The following is a 13,734-nucleotide window of genomic DNA, read 5'->3' as shown; positions in this document are numbered from 1 at the left end:
CCAAGTGGCCTTCCCAGGTCCGGTTTTTACGGACAAGGGCACGGCCGGTTAAGCTTGGCAATGGGTCAACCGGGGAAAGGATAGTATAGACAGAATCTCGCTTCTGGTAGCGTAGCCTGAATGTGGTAACCACCCTGAGCAATGTTAAAGCCTTCATTGCGACAGGGTACTAATACCGCTAANCGATAATCAGTTCGAGTCATGATTGAAGATAATGATTGATTAGTGAACATTGGTCATAAAAATACTTTTATCATATTATATGGTCATTGAGACTTTTCCTCTTTTTTAATGTTCCGTTTGGCAGTTCTGACTATTAGAGCGAATCAGTTGGTAATGTGTTCATCAAGATTAAGTTATTCTTGAGGATATTTGTTGATAAATTTTCCTCAAATCAACTATCATAACCATAGTTGGTAACCCATACACCGATACACCCATGGATTGACCAATAGACTACAATATTTGGTAACAGAAAATATTAATCACCAAGTTACTGTTGAGGAGGAAAAATTATGAAAAGATCACTTGGTTTATGCTCATTAATGCTCCTGGGTGCAATTGGTGCTAGACGAGAACTGATTGAATACACTAGATAAACCCAAATATTACTTAATGCTCAAATTCTCACCTTGGAAAATTGGTGGGAATTTTATGTAAATAGGAAGCAAATTATAGCATTTCTCGGACTCAATATGTACACCTAATATCGCGCCTCCGAACTCCGAACTCCGAACTCCGAACTCCGAACTCCTAAATCATCTAATTTGCTATAGTCAGGTAAAGTAGTATCGATTAATTTACCCTTTCTCATTACCTTGCGATCGCTTTGAGGACGGGAAAATAGTTCACTAAAATAACGGGCTTTAAATATTATTAAATCTGCGTTTAATCCCACTCCTATTTTACCTAAATTGGGTAAGTTCATCAACTGTGCTGGTACTTTATTTATACTACTAACCCAGTCATCATAAGGAGTATCTAAATGACAAATTCTTACGGATTCTTTTAATACTTCTAATCCGTCATGATCCCCAAAACCATAAAACGGATCTCGACAATTATCACTAGCAAAAGCAACAGGTATTCCTTCTTGTTTTAGTCCATAAACATCGGTCACACCTCGCATTTTTGGTGTATAATTTGCTTGTCTATCTTGCAGATATAAGTTACACATTGGTAAGGCAATAATATTAATCTTGGCTTCTTTTACTACCTTGATAGTTTCTTGTCTTAGCTTAGGATCTTGTTGGGATAAACTACAACAGTGACCACAAGTTATTTTATTTTCAAATTCCTGTCTAATGGCGGTTTCGGCTATCTTTTTTAAACAAATAGAGTCGGGATCAAGGGTCTCATCCGCATGAAAATCTAGGTCTAAGTTCCTTTCCTTTGCTAGGGTAAACACTCGCTCTAATTCTTGATCAAGTTGGGGATTTATATATGCTACTCCCCCTAATATTTGTCCATAGTCAGCTACTAAATCAGCTAGTTTTTCTCCTTCTCTGCTTAACAAATAATCTAAAGAAACCAAAGAAACTGCTTGTAAATTAAGTTTTTCTTGCCACCTATTCTTTAGTTGGTCAAACACATCAAAACTCATCTTTCCTTGTTCGCCAAATGAATCTAAATGGGTTCTAATGGCAATAGTTCCTTGAGCATAACTACATTCTAAGCCAAACTCCATCCGCCGATAAACATCTTCTCTTCTCCAGTTTTTTTGAGCATCTTTTCTAACCGTAGCTAAAGCGTCTTCAAAGGTTCCTGAAATATTCGGCGATCGCTCCCAAATATGCCCTTTATCTAGATGGGTATGACTATCTATGAAACAAGGAAAAATAATCCCTTTTTTAAGGTCAATATAAGGATGGTTTGTAAGCTCAGAACTATGAGAAATAATTGAGACAATTTTCCCTTGATTAATTTCTAAATCAACATGACATAATTTTTCTCTTGTTTGGGGTTTTATGGAAATATTTTCTAATATACAGGCAGGAACATGAGCATTTTTTAGCCAAAAATGCTCATTATCAGTTATCAGGGAACAGTTATCAGTCATCTATCTTTAATAGGGAACTTAGAAGGCAGATAGCTAACTAGCAGCTAAATATTCCTTCACGTTAGCCCGTCTTCTCCGTAGTTGGGCTAAAGCTTGATGTTCTAGTTGACGAACCCGTTCACGGCTAATGTTCATTCGTTTGCCAATTTTAGCCAAAGATAGTTCCTTGCCATCTTCTAAACCAAAACGTAGCGTCAAGACAGTTCTTTGTTGGGGGGTTAATTCAGCCATTAGATTCCTCAAGTCCTGACGCAATAATTCTTGAGTAATATACAGATCAGGAGATACCCCTTGATCTTCTAATAATTCTGAAAGTTCCGTGTCTTGATTATCTCCCACTCTCACATCTAATGAGATGGGTTGACGGGCAATACTAAGAAACTCCCGAATTTGTGAGGGTTCAATTTCTAATTCTTGGGCAATTTCCGATGGTGTCGCACTTCTCCCCAGGGTTTGAGAGAGTTCCCTCTGGGTTTTTTTGATTTTGTTGAGTTTTTCTGTAATATGAATCGGTAAGCGGATGGTACGGGACTGTTGAGCGATGGCCCGTGTGATGGCTTGGCGAATCCACCAGTAAGCATAAGTAGAAAACTTATACCCCTTGGTGGGGTCAAATTTCTCCACACCTCTTTCCAACCCTAGACTTCCTTCTTGAATGAGATCGAGGAATTCCATATTGCGCTTTTGATATTTCTTGGCAATGGCAACCACTAGGCGCAAATTCGCTTCAATCATCTTTCTTTTAGCCCTTTCACCCTGTTCCAGGGCTTGATTAAGAGCTTTTTGCTCTATTTCTAGCTCTTTAGACCATTCTTTGACTGTGGGTTCTTTGCCTAACTTGTCTGCTAGTTCCTCTTTCTTCTCCAAAAAATTCATCATTTTCTGGACTTGTTTCCCATAAATAATTTCTTGTTCATGGGTTAACAGAGGTACTCGCCCAATCTCATGCAGATAAGTCCGTACCATATCTGCTGAATACATAGGCTGTTTGGTTTTGGTGTTAACGTTAGCAGTGGGCATTTGTATTAGATGACTCCTTTCAACCTGCTTATAAAGTCTGTTGCTACTCTTATCTTTCCCAAAAATTCCCTTTGTTAATACAGAAGGACTGGAAAGAAAAGTTACAAAGTGAAGTCGATATGACTTTAACTTGTTTGTATTTTAGCTCATATATTTAGACGATGGCAAGATTTGAAAGGTTCATTGATTTGGATCATATCCCTGGAAAATTAGAATTTTGTTACAATTCCTTAGACTCATTAGGGGAAAAAGTTCGCTACCCTAGATAGGGGAAGAGGCTGAGGAAGCCTTTGTTATTCATCAATCAGGATCAATGCTATGTCGGACTTAAATCGTGGCATTATGAAGTTTGAAGGGGCTGATAAACCTGTTTTAGTAGCTGTTTCAGCCTTTTTAGTTCTCGGTGCTATTACTGCTCTAATCATCTGGGCTTTGAAAACGGCCTATGTCGTTGGTTAAGTTTTCTTGACAATTTTTTACTAACAACACAATTTTGTTAAGCTCGAACGCTAATTTTCTAACCATTGCCAAACCGAGTCCTTTACTGGGGCAGGTTTGGCTTGATTTAGCAGTGATTACCGTTATGTTACTGCTATCGGCCTTCTTTTCGGGATCGGAAACGGCCATTACGGCTTTTGATAATTTTAAGTTACGGGGATTAATTGACAAAGAGGGAGATACCTCGGGTGTTTATCGCTTAGTCTTAGAAAATCGTCGCCGTTTTATTACTAGCTTATTGATTGGTAATAATTTAGTCAATAATTTTTCAGCTATTCTCACCAGTAATTTATTTGCCATGTGGTTAGGGAGTGCTGGTTTGGGGGTTGCTACGGCAGTAGTCACCATTGTTGTGTTAATTTTTGGAGAGATCACCCCTAAAACCCTAGCTATTCTTAATACCCGTGCTTTTTTTCGTTGGTGTATTCGTCCCATTTTTTGGTTATCTAAAGTATTATCATTTCTAAAAGTTGTCCAGATTTTTGAGAGAATTACCCAGAAAACCATTCAGGTATTTCAAGGGAAATCGGACAAAAACCTCCAGGCAGGGGAATCTTTAACCGATTTACAATTAATGATCGAAATTTTGGGGGGCAAAGGAAAACTTGATTTATATAAACATCAACTCTTAAATAAAGCTTTAAGGTTAGATCAATTAATAGCTAAAGATGTAGTCAAACCTCGTCTAGAAATGATCACCATTTCCCATGAATCGAGTTTGCAAGAATTTATTGACTTATCCCTAGAAACTGGTTACTCTCGCATTCCGGTGCAGGGGGAATCAAAAGATCATATTGTGGGCATTGTCAATCTGAAAAAAGCCTTACAAACTTTGCAATCTGTGCCTAAAGAAAGACGCTCTCAAATTAAGGTAACAGAAGCAATGGATAACCCCATCTATATACCTGAAACTAAGCGCGCTCCTAGTTTATTAAAAGAAATGTTACAACAACGGCTTCATATTGCTATTGTGGTTGATGAATATGGGGGAACTGTCGGTCTACTAACCTTAGAAGATATTTTAGAGGAATTAGTTGGAGAAATTTATGATGAAAGTGATTCCCCTTATGTTCGTCAAAACTTATCCATTAGCGATCGCTTGGTTTAAATTTTTAATAGATATGCTATGAAAGAGAGTATTTTCAGAAAGTCATCTATTTTTGCCGCCTTAGGTAGTATATTTTTAATTATTATTTTTGCTATTTTATTATTTCAAGATAACAAAAGAGTCCATACTTTAGTATTAGTAACAGGGCAAAAAGAAGGTCAATATTATGCCTTTGGTCAAGCTTTATCTAAGGTCGTACATAATCATAATCATCGGATTAAAATCGAAGTTATAGAGAGCAATGATCCTCAAGAAAATCTTGAATTATTGCAGGGAAAAAAGGCAGAATTAGCCTTAGTTCAAAGTGATACAATTGTCAATAATTCCACCAAAGCAATTGCTTTTCTTTTTCCCGAGGTATTTCATTTAATGGTTCGTCAAGATGCTGGAATAAATGATATCAGTGATATTGAGGGAAAACGTATTGCTTTGATGTCAAAAGGCAGTGGTTCTTATAATATGTTTTGGAGATTGCAAGAACACTATCAATTAGATGTTGAGCAAATAAAGACTATTCCTTTACCAATTACGGAAGCACATCAAGCATTAGAAGATGGAGAAGTCGATGGGTTATTTCGGGTTGTTTCCTTAGAAAATCCTGCGGTTATTCAATTACTCAGAAATCCTCAAATAAAAATAATTCCTATTGATCAAGGAGCCGCTTTAAGATTAGAACTTCCTGCATTAGAAGTGATGTCAATTCCCAAAGGAAGTTATCATGGTGCTAGTCCCACACCTGCGGAAGATTTACCAGCCGTAGGAGTGCGAGCGGTTTTAATTACTAATAAAAAGATTAGTCGAGAAGTAATTTTTGAAATTACGAGAATATTGTACGAAGCAAGGAACGAATTAGTCCAGGAATTCATCCAAGCCGCTATGATTGAGCAGTGGGATGAAAGCCCACATTTAGGGTTTACATTTCATCCTGGTGCCTTGGATTATTATAATAAGGGTAATCCTAGTTTTATAGTAGAATATGCCGAAGCGATAGGCTTATGTTTATCCGTTTCAATGTTATTAATATCTAGTGTATGGCAACTCCGTTCCTGGTTCACAGGCAAACAAAAAAATAGAGCAGATTTATATAATTTACAACTACTGAAAATCATTGATAGTATTCAATAAACAGAAGACTTACCACAATTAAAAAAAGTCCGAAGTCAGCTTTTAGAGATGTTAAATGAAGTAATTGTTGATTTAGATAAAGATTTAATTAGTCCTGAGTCTTTTCAATCATTTACATTTCCTTGGCAAGTTGCCTTATCAGCCACCTATCAGCGAGAAAATTATTTAGCTCGTTTAGAGAATGATCACCCTAGAAAAGTCGATGAAATTCAACAAATGAAGAATCAGATGTAGCGAATAGTAAGTAGGGTGGGCAAATGGGACAATTGGATAGTTGACGAGAGTATTCTTAATCATTGCCCACCAAAACCGAGATCATTGTCTTGAAAGGGGAATGGTGGGCAAAATTAATCTCTAAGCACTATAAGAAGCAAGAATCTCCCGTTAAATCAAAGATTGTAAAGGGAGAGTGTCAACTAACAGGAACAGGAGGGTTACTGGCTGAGGGACGACGGTTAATTACCTGATCAATTAACCCATACTCTTGCGCTTCTTCTGCGGACATAAAAAAGTCCCTTTCTGTATCTTCAGCAATCTTATCTAAGGGTTGTTCGGTATGACTAGCCAAATGGTTATTTAATAATCCCTTAAGATACAAAATTTCCTTAGCTTGAATTTCGATATCTGTTGCTTGGCCTTGGGCCCCACCGAGAGGTTGGTGAATCATGATCCGAGAGTTAGGAAGACTCATGCGCTTACCCTTGGTACCAGCGCTGAGAAGAAAAGCTCCCATACTAGCAGCTAAACCAATACAAATGGTACAAACATCAGGACGTATCTGATTCATGGTATCAAAAATACCTAAACCTGCCGATACAGAACCACCAGGAGAGTTGATATAGAGGTAAATGTCCTTATCAGGGTCTTCTGCTTCGAGGAATAACAACTGAGCAACGATTAAATTGGAATTTTCATCTCTTACCTCTTGTCCGAGGAAGACAATACGTTCCCTTAAGAGACGAGAGTAAATATCAAAGGCCCGTTCCCCACGGCCAGAGGTTTCAATAACGGTTGGAATCATAAAGTCTCGATTTTTTTAGTTATTAGTTTTGATTTTAACGAGTTTTTGGGTCACTTATCAGTTAAGTCTTATTGTGACCCAAAGTTGCCAGACCCTGGTACGATAAATCCTGAAAGCTACTATAAAAAGATAATTAGGATGACACATACAGATGGCATTGCCCCTCATGGGGGTCATTTAATTAACCGTATCGCAACTCCGGCAGAAAAAGAGGAATTTTTAGCCCAAGCGGACAAATTACCGATAATTACCCTAGATAAAAGGGCCACCTCTGATTTAGTTATGATTGCTATTGGTGGTTTTAGTCCCCTCAAAGGCTTTATGGAAAGGGCTGACTACGAAACCGTAGTTGAAGAAATGCACTTGAGCAATGGGGTTCCTTGGTCTATTCCGGTTACTCTATCCGTAAGTGAGGAAGTAGCTGACTCCCTCAAAGAAGGTAACTGGGTGAGATTAGACGATCCCAGTGGTAACTTTATTGGAGTTCTAGAATTAACCCAGAAATATCACTACAATAAAACCCACGAAGCTGTTAACGTCTATAGAACCGACGAAAGTAAACATCCAGGGGTTAAAGTTATTTATGACCAAGGGGCTGTTAATTTAGCTGGCCCGGTTTGGTTATTAGAAAGGGACGATCATCTCTTATTCCCCAAATACCAAATTGATCCGGCCGAGTCTCGTAAACTATTTCAAGAAAGAGGATGGTCTACCGTTGTTGGGTTTCAAACCCGTAACCCCATCCACCGCGCCCACGAATATATTCAAAAATGCGCCTTAGAAGTGGTAGATGGACTCTTCTTGCATCCCCTTGTTGGTGCCACCAAAAGCGACGATATTCCGGCTGATGTACGGATGCGTTGTTATGAAATTATGATGGATAACTATTTTCCCCAAAATCGGGTAATTTTAGCCATTAACCCCTCAGCCATGCGCTATGCTGGCCCAAGAGAAGCTATTTTCCACGCCATCGTCCGCAAAAATTATGGCTGTACCCACTTTATTGTGGGACGAGATCACGCTGGTGTAGGAGACTATTACGGAACTTATGATGCACAGCATATTTTCGATGAATTTGATGCCGAAGCATTGGGTATTGTTCCCATGAAATTTGAACACGCTTTTTATTGTAAACGCACTGGACAAATGGCCACCAGTAAAACCAGTCCCAGTGCTAAAGAAGAACGAATTCACCTATCAGGGACAAAAGTTCGAGAAATGTTAAGACGGGGAGAAATGCCACCTGCTCAGTTTTCTCGTCCTGAAGTCGCCGCCGAGTTAATTAAAGCAATGCAGGGTTGATTAGAAGGGACGGGAGATGGGGGAGCTTTCTTGAGCAGAATATTAATATTGTTTCTAGTCTTCCCACACTTCTCTGTTACTGAGCGAAGTCGAAGTACACTTCCCACCCTCCCCTGTTACTGAGCGAAGTCGAAGTACACCCTCTACTCCCGTAAACCACGATTTGTAATAGAATAAATGAAGCCCACAAAATGGTAATAGCGGTATCTTCCCAACAGAGCAAACACAAATCATGAAATGGGATCGACGCACTTTTTTACAGACCTTACTCACCTGGGGGGTCGCTCAAGAAAGCCTTAAATGGCTATATCCAAATCGAAAAGTTCAAAAATACTATCAAACCTTAGCAGAACCCACCTCTCGGAAATTAGCTTTATTGGTGGGCATTAATGATTATGGACAAAGATACAACCTCAAAGGTTGTATTACTGATGTTGAACTACAAAAAGATTTACTGATCCATCGCTTTGGGTTTAATCCCCAAGACATACTCACTTTGACCGATAAAGAAGCCACCAGTCAAGGCATAGAAACTGCCTTTGTGGAACATTTAATCAAACAAGCCAAAGCGGGAGATGTGGTAATCTTCCATTTTAGCGGTTATGGAAATTACATTAACGTTCCTTCTGAGCTTATACCTAACTCTAATAAACAACTAGCAGGGATTATTCCTCAAGACGGAATCAGATTAAAAATAGGAAAGCCTAGCACCAAGAATATTCTTGGGGAAACCCTGCGCTTATTGGGGCGCGCGCTTTCCACAGAGAAAGTAACTATGGTTTTCGATACCAGTTACTATAGTAGCGGTCAAACCCTTCAGGGTAATCTACGAATTCGCTCTTTTCCCTATACAAGCGATAGCATAGACCCAGAAGAATTAACCTTTCAAGCAAAACTCCAAGAAAAACTTCCTAAAAACAAAGCATCCACTGAACCTGGCGTTATCCTAACTGCTACAGGGTCACAACAAGTGGCCACAGAAATGAAAGGTAATGGTTTTAGTGCAGGACTGTTTACTTATGTCTTGACCCAAAATTTATGGTCTACAGCACCAGCAAGTTCTATCAACATCACCCTCAATAAAACCACAGAACAAATACTCCCTATTATGGGGGGAGAACAACAACCCCAACAAGAAAATAGTTCTACTAAACCCCTTTTTGCCTATTATCTTCTTCCTACCACGAATAAAGGAGCAGAAGGTTTTATTAGTAAGGTTAAAGATGCCGATACAGCTATAGTTAACTTAACAGGCTTTCCCGTCAATATCATCGGACATTATGGGATTAACTCGGTATTTAACGTCATAACTAACCAATCATCATCTTCAGTCCCTTTACAACTGCGTTCTCGCAATGGCCTCGAAGCCACAGTCAGGCGACTGTCTCCAGAACAAAGTGCTAACTCCCCTTTAAAAGTTGGACAACTACTACAAGAATCTATTCGTTGTCTCCCCACAAACATCGGTCTAACCATTGCCCTTGATCCCCAATTACAACGTATCGAACGAGTAGATGCTACCAGTGCTTTTTCAGGTATTGATATTGTCTCTGATGTGGTGAGCGAAGGAGAAGAAGCAGTGGATTGTATTTTAGGTTTACGCTCCTTTTTGGGCGAATCATCCCCCCAACCCCAAGAAAAGGCGACTTACTCCCTGTTTCTCCCCGGAGGATTTCAACTACCTAATAGTACAGGAAAATCAGGAGAAGCTATTAAATCCGCTGTGGGAAGATTACGCCCCTTTTTAGAGAAACTCCTAGCCTTAAAGTTATGGGGCTTAACAGTCAACCAAACCTCTTCTAAACTCCCTTGGCGGGTTACTCTCGAAGCTCTTGAGCCTCAACCTTATGCCATCGAAAAACGGCAAACTACCCGAGCTACGCCAACCATAGCACCACCTCAAACTAGGGACAAGAATAAAGATAGTGTAACCCAAGTCCAGAATTTTCCAGGCTTACCCAAAGTAGCCAGAGGAACTCGGTTACGTTATCAATTGGAGAATCTTGGGGAAAAACCTCTTTATTATCTAATTTTGGCTATTAACAGTAACGGGCAAGCTATGGCTTATGTTCCTCCTTACGAAGAAGAAGGAGGAGCCAAAACCAATGAGCAACCTTCGATTAAACCAGGGATCAAGAATTTTGTTCCCCCCACCTCTACTGGACTCACCTGGACAACATCCAGTATCCAAGGATGGGAACAAGTCTTGGCGATCGCAGCTATCACCCCTTTTGAGAAAACCCTAGAAGCATTGCAAAAAATACCAGAGTTTAAAGGCAATAAAGAGCAAATTCTCACCTTAGATAATCCTTTAGCGGTAGCTCAAGCTCTCCTTAAAGATTTGGCTGTAGCTAGTAGCCAAACTAACACTATCCTTGAAGCTAACCCTGATAGTTATATTCTTGATGTTCGAGCTTGGTCAACTTTAAGCTTTATTTATCAAGTGATCTAAAAAAAAATAACATTAATGGACAATGGATAATTGACAACAAAATACTCTTTGAGATAGGGTTATTATTTTTGCCCATGAGTAAATCGACCCCTCGCCTTTTAGGGTAGAATGGGAGTTGAGTGTTAATTAACTCTGCATATCAAATTTATGAATAATTTGCCTCAAACCACCCTACGTCGGCTTCAGAAAATACCTCAAATTCCCAGTGTTTGGGAAGGCGATCGCCGTTGTGTCGCTGGTTTGAGAGGTAGAGTACCTAGCAACTCACCAGAAGAAGAATGTATTATTTGGGTTGATGGTTCTCAAGGGGTGGTTAGGTCTATGGATGTAGCTCCCCCCGAGGTTGGACCAGAAGCTGTGGTGAGAGCCCTTTTACGAGCCATAGAATCCCCTCATACTCCTGCCCAACCGGCCAGACCACAAAAGATTGTGGTGCGTAGCCGGGAATTACAATTTTTTTTACGAGGTGCCTTACAAAGTTTAGATATTGTCATTGATTATGCTCCAGACTTGCCGTTGATTGACCAATTGTTTCGTAGTTTTGAAACGGCTGAAGATAGTCGTCCCCCAGCCTTGCCGAACCACTACGAGTCCAAATTGTTACAAACTGCCCATGATGTGGCTCAAGCAGGTCCTTGGGATGTCCTAGCTGATCACGATATTATTTCTGTTGAATTTAATATTTGGGGAATAGATACTATTTATTTTTGTGTGATGGGAATGGCCGGAGAAGAATATGGTCTCATTCTCTATCGCTCCTTAGAATCTCTTAAACAGTTTCGTCAAGCTGCTTTGCAAGAAGAATCTACCCATAAGCTTGAACAAGCTTTTTTAGCTCAAGATTGTTGGTTTTTGAATTTTGAATTTCCTGACAACTTAGAAGACGAATTCGCTGAATATGATTTCGATGACGATGACGATGACTTTGATGGGGAGTTAAGCTTACCTCGATACGGTAGTATTCACCCCTACGAGGGTATTCGTCCATTTCTTGATGAAGAGGAAGCTAAAATTATTTACTATGCCATACAATCTTTCTTGCGATTCTTTGAACGCCATCAGTTATCTTTGGGGGAAGATGTTCTTGATAAGATTGAAAAATATTATCGCTTCACTCATACCTCACAAGAGGGTCAAAAGGAAAACATTAAATTGAAGGTTTCTACCGTTCCTCAACTAACAGCAGAATTACTAGAAGGGTTAGAAGATGATGAGGATGAGGACGAGCGACTTAGATTTCCTCTGGTTGATGATCTGATTCCTGACAATTCTTTTTTAAGTCTAGGCATGATTCCCTGGACTGTTGTTGAGGAGTTACAAGATAACCCTAAAACCTATTATCCCTTGCAGGAGGCAACCCCCAAAGGGGAAGGAATGCCTGTGGTTGTGGTGCAAACTTCTCGCCCTAAAGCCAAACAGTTGATCGAAACTCTCCAGCAAGCAGGGAATCTTCGGGGGGTTTGTTTTAACCCAGGAGAAGATCCTTGGGAAGAACTAATGTACGATTTGGGCATTTTACAAACAGGAGATAATTCTTTATTCATTTTTGGCGAATTTATGCAGGATGATCCTGAACATCAACAAGCGAGACAAAAATGGGAAAAACGCTGTCAGCAAACAGGGGGATACTGCGGTTTGGTGGTGGCCATGGGGGTGACTGGTAGTTCTCGAGGTAATCCTACTTTAAAGGATATGTTGGCTCTGTTTGAAGCCCAATATCTTGAACCAAAAGCCCTGGCCATGGGTATGTTGCAACTTACGCCTGAATCTGAATTTGACTAAAAAATGAATCAATTAGGGAATGAATTGACAAATAATAATCAAGAGTTTATTGTTTGTCCTATGACGACAGATGAAGTTAAACTAGCACTATCCTGGGCAAAAGCAGAAGGATGGAATCCAGGCATTAATGATGCTTACAATTATTACGTTACAGATAAGAAGGGATTTTTAATAGGTAAATTAAACGGTAATCCTATCAGTTGTATCTCTGTCGTTAGATATAATGAAAACTTTAACTTTATTGGAATATATATTGTTAAGTCAGAATTCCGTCATCAAGGATATGGCTTAAAAACCTTTCAAGAGGCTTTTAAGTTAATTGAAAATAAACCAGCAGCTTTAGATGCAGTTTTCCAACAAGTTCATAATTATCAAAAATGGGGTTTTAAATCAGATCATCTACATTTACGCTATAAAGGAGTCATTCAAGGACAAATTTCTCAGGATATTGTTAATATTAATGAAGTTAATTTTAATCAACTCTGTGATTATGATAGTCAGTATTTTCCTGGGTTTCGAGCGCAGTTTCTTGAACCTTGGATTAAGCAATCGAATAGTCAAGGGTATGCTGTTATAGAAAAAGATAAAATTGTTGGCTATGGAGTCATTAGAAAGTCAGTTGAAGGATTTAAAATTGCTCCCTTATTTTCTGAGAATCAAGCAATAGCAGAGAAATTATTATTAGCTTTATCAACTTACGCTAACAATAACAATATCTATATTGATGTTCCTGATCTTAATAGAGAAGCCATTTCATTAGTGACATCTTATCAAATGGAGTTAATTTTTGAATGTGTGAGAATGTACACCCATCAACCACCATTACTAAATTGGAATAAGATTTTTGGAATAACGAGTTTAGAAATTGGATAATTACTATGGTTCTCCAGGACACTATGCTAAAAAACAGTTTTAAAGCCCTTCAGCCTCACGCTAAGGGTTTTGGGAGGTGTTAATAAGTGGACAAAAATCTGTGTAAACATTATTCAACATCCTTAAATCTAATCATTGTGTTGTGTTAAGCTAAAAGTGAGAGTTCAACAGAAACAATTCGTCGAATCGAAAATCAAGTTAAAAACCGTAATTGCTCACCGCAATAAAGAATCTGTCTTGACAACATAAAGGTAAAATCGGGGATTTTCATGTATAGTGGGGGGTTATGACCAAAAAATGCTACCATTGATTCAAAGCTAGTTAGAGCTATCGCCGATGAACAGTTGGGAACAATGTCTCATGATTGAGTGGTAGTCAAGCCCACAACAGTTTCTCTTCACAAGATGTTGACCAGCACACAACAATCTCTAACAACGCAGAATTGACCACTGCCCAAACAAAAAAATAAAAACGAATCCAAACACTCCATCCCC

At 39.1% G+C, this 13,734-nt stretch carries 11 protein-coding genes; 8 read left to right on the top strand and 3 right to left on the bottom strand.

What is annotated here, in order from left to right; all coding sequences use genetic code 11:
* Positions 1-703: 703 nt before the first annotated feature.
* Positions 704-2,059 (bottom strand): cytosine deaminase, encoded by a 1,356-nt coding sequence (locus CWATDRAFT_RS23440; RefSeq protein ID WP_007307331.1) that lies wholly within the window; start codon positions 2,057-2,059, stop codon positions 704-706.
* A gap of 33 nt (positions 2,060-2,092) precedes the next feature.
* Positions 2,093-3,079, bottom strand: a complete 987-nt coding sequence (locus tag CWATDRAFT_RS23435) for an RNA polymerase sigma factor, RpoD/SigA family (protein ID WP_007307330.1) — start codon at positions 3,077-3,079, stop codon at positions 2,093-2,095.
* 318 nt (positions 3,080-3,397) lie between these two features.
* Here CWATDRAFT_RS23435 and CWATDRAFT_RS38805 point away from each other — a divergent pair, with 318 nt between their 5' ends.
* The 4 genes from CWATDRAFT_RS38805 (at position 3,398) to CWATDRAFT_RS40340 (ending at position 6,044) form a co-directional block, all read left to right on the top strand.
* Positions 3,398-3,538 carry a hypothetical protein gene (locus CWATDRAFT_RS38805; RefSeq protein ID WP_007312387.1) on the top strand — a complete coding sequence of 47 codons (141 nt, stop codon included), beginning with the start codon at positions 3,398-3,400 and terminating at the stop codon, positions 3,536-3,538.
* A 124-nt stretch (positions 3,539-3,662) separates the two neighbouring features.
* Positions 3,663-4,685: a hemolysin family protein gene (locus tag CWATDRAFT_RS23425; RefSeq protein ID WP_007307332.1), complete on the top strand. Its 1,023-nt coding sequence runs from the start codon at positions 3,663-3,665 to the stop codon at positions 4,683-4,685.
* A gap of 18 nt (positions 4,686-4,703) precedes the next feature.
* Positions 4,704-5,810 carry a TAXI family TRAP transporter solute-binding subunit gene (locus CWATDRAFT_RS23420; RefSeq protein ID WP_007307333.1) on the top strand — a complete coding sequence of 369 codons (1,107 nt, stop codon included), beginning with the start codon at positions 4,704-4,706 and terminating at the stop codon, positions 5,808-5,810.
* Between the two features lie 48 nt (positions 5,811-5,858).
* Positions 5,859-6,044: a hypothetical protein gene (locus CWATDRAFT_RS40340; protein WP_021829667.1), complete on the top strand. Its 186-nt coding sequence runs from the start codon at positions 5,859-5,861 to the stop codon at positions 6,042-6,044.
* A 178-nt stretch (positions 6,045-6,222) separates the two neighbouring features.
* Here the strand turns inward: CWATDRAFT_RS40340 and clpP are convergent, their stop codons facing one another.
* Positions 6,223-6,831, bottom strand: coding sequence for an ATP-dependent Clp endopeptidase proteolytic subunit ClpP (gene clpP / locus CWATDRAFT_RS23415; protein WP_007307329.1), 609 nt, complete (start codon positions 6,829-6,831; stop codon positions 6,223-6,225).
* A 138-nt stretch (positions 6,832-6,969) separates the two neighbouring features.
* Here clpP and sat point away from each other — a divergent pair, with 138 nt between their 5' ends.
* From sat to CWATDRAFT_RS23395, 4 genes are all read left to right on the top strand, one after another.
* Positions 6,970-8,133, top strand: a complete 1,164-nt coding sequence (sat, locus tag CWATDRAFT_RS23410; RefSeq protein WP_007307334.1) for a sulfate adenylyltransferase — start codon at positions 6,970-6,972, stop codon at positions 8,131-8,133.
* Positions 8,134-8,365: 232 nt separating this feature from the next.
* Positions 8,366-10,585: a caspase family protein gene (locus tag CWATDRAFT_RS23405; RefSeq protein WP_007307335.1), complete on the top strand. Its 2,220-nt coding sequence runs from the start codon at positions 8,366-8,368 to the stop codon at positions 10,583-10,585.
* Positions 10,586-10,732: 147 nt separating this feature from the next.
* On the top strand, positions 10,733-12,367 hold the full coding sequence (locus CWATDRAFT_RS23400) for a DUF6930 domain-containing protein (RefSeq protein ID WP_007307336.1): 1,635 nt from the start codon (positions 10,733-10,735) through the stop codon (positions 12,365-12,367).
* A gap of 3 nt (positions 12,368-12,370) precedes the next feature.
* Positions 12,371-13,240 carry a GNAT family N-acetyltransferase gene (locus CWATDRAFT_RS23395; protein ID WP_007307337.1) on the top strand — a complete coding sequence of 290 codons (870 nt, stop codon included), beginning with the start codon at positions 12,371-12,373 and terminating at the stop codon, positions 13,238-13,240.
* Positions 13,241-13,734 lie beyond the last annotated feature (494 nt).

The organism is Crocosphaera watsonii WH 8501 (assembly GCF_000167195.1).
Lineage (GTDB): Bacteria > Cyanobacteriota > Cyanobacteriia > Cyanobacteriales > Microcystaceae > Crocosphaera > Crocosphaera watsonii.
The sequence above is the reverse complement of the archived record's forward strand: the minus strand, read 5'-3'. Positions and strand labels throughout refer to the sequence as shown.

What these genes read in the sequence shown, in the direction of transcription:
- CWATDRAFT_RS23440 (WP_007307331.1), bottom strand. Translation starts at nt 2,059, where the DNA reads ATGACTGATAACTGTTCCCTGATAACTGATAATGAGCATTTTTGGCTA.
- CWATDRAFT_RS23435 (WP_007307330.1), bottom strand. Translation starts at nt 3,079, where the DNA reads ATGCCCACTGCTAACGTTAACACCAAAACCAAACAGCCTATGTATTCA.
- CWATDRAFT_RS38805 (WP_007312387.1), top strand. Translation starts at nt 3,398, where the DNA reads ATGTCGGACTTAAATCGTGGCATTATGAAGTTTGAAGGGGCTGATAAA.
- CWATDRAFT_RS23425 (WP_007307332.1), top strand. Translation starts at nt 3,663, where the DNA reads ATGTTACTGCTATCGGCCTTCTTTTCGGGATCGGAAACGGCCATTACG.
- CWATDRAFT_RS23420 (WP_007307333.1), top strand. Translation starts at nt 4,704, where the DNA reads ATGAAAGAGAGTATTTTCAGAAAGTCATCTATTTTTGCCGCCTTAGGT.
- CWATDRAFT_RS40340 (WP_021829667.1), top strand. Translation starts at nt 5,859, where the DNA reads ATGTTAAATGAAGTAATTGTTGATTTAGATAAAGATTTAATTAGTCCT.
- clpP (WP_007307329.1), bottom strand. Translation starts at nt 6,831, where the DNA reads ATGATTCCAACCGTTATTGAAACCTCTGGCCGTGGGGAACGGGCCTTT.
- sat (WP_007307334.1), top strand. Translation starts at nt 6,970, where the DNA reads ATGACACATACAGATGGCATTGCCCCTCATGGGGGTCATTTAATTAAC.
- CWATDRAFT_RS23405 (WP_007307335.1), top strand. Translation starts at nt 8,366, where the DNA reads ATGAAATGGGATCGACGCACTTTTTTACAGACCTTACTCACCTGGGGG.
- CWATDRAFT_RS23400 (WP_007307336.1), top strand. Translation starts at nt 10,733, where the DNA reads ATGAATAATTTGCCTCAAACCACCCTACGTCGGCTTCAGAAAATACCT.
- CWATDRAFT_RS23395 (WP_007307337.1), top strand. Translation starts at nt 12,371, where the DNA reads ATGAATCAATTAGGGAATGAATTGACAAATAATAATCAAGAGTTTATT.